General features: G+C 54.4%; 1 protein-coding gene. It reads left to right on the top strand.

Annotated features, from left to right (window positions below; translation table 11 throughout):
• Nucleotides 1-193: hypothetical protein (locus ACEVG1_RS21025; RefSeq protein ID WP_374745697.1), on the top strand; the 193-nt coding region annotated here is incomplete at its 5' end.
• Between the last annotated feature and the right edge of the window lie 643 nt (nucleotides 194-836).

Genomic DNA, 836 nt, shown 5'->3' with positions numbered 1-836 from the left:
TGAACTCCCCAGGGGAGCCTTTATGCAGCCCCACATGCAACTGGACCCTCCGGGTTCACTCTTTCACCGCAAGCCTAAATATAGCCCTCGGCGCAATGGGAGAAGACTGAAAAAGCGGGCCTCAGAAAACGCATTGCGATTCCCCTTGGACCATCCAAAAGTGCCCCCAAAGGAAGGCTTTGGGTACATCTGAACTCCCCAGGGGAGCCTTTATGCAGCCCCACATGCAACTGGACCCTCCGTGTTCGCTCTTTACAGCAACCCTAAATATAACCCTAGCCAGCATGGCAGAAGACTGAAAACTCGGGCCACAGAAAAAGCGTTTCAAGCCCCATTCACCCATCCAGAAGTGCCCCCAAAGGAAGGCTTTGGGTACAAGTGAACTCCCCAGGGGAGCCTTTATGCAGCCCCACATGCAACTGGACCCTCCGGGTTCACTCTTTCACAGCAACCCTAAATATAGCCCTGGCCCGCCTGGCAGTCGACTGAAAACTCGGGCCCCAGAAAATGCGTTAAAAGCCTAATTCGCCCATCCAAAAGTGCCCCCAGAGGAAGGCTTTGGGTACAACTGAACTCCCCAGGGGAGCCTTTACGCAGCCCCACATGCAACTGGACCCTCCTTGTTCACTGTTTACGAGCAACCCTAAATATACCCCTAGCCACCATGGCAGAAGACTGAAAACTCGGGCTCCAGAAAATGCGTTTCAAGCCCCATTCACCCATCCAGAAGTGCCCCCAAAGGAAGGCTTTGGGTACAACTGAACTCCCCAGGGGAGCCTTTATGCAGCCCCACATGCAACTGGACCCTCCGGGTTCACTCTTTCACCGCAAGCCTA

Origin of the sequence: Parapedobacter sp. 2B3, from assembly GCF_041925275.1 — a bacterium.
Classification (GTDB): Bacteria; Bacteroidota; Bacteroidia; order Sphingobacteriales; family Sphingobacteriaceae; genus Parapedobacter; species Parapedobacter pyrenivorans_A.
Note: the sequence above shows the minus strand (reverse complement) of the source record. Positions and strands in the feature narration are given on the sequence as shown.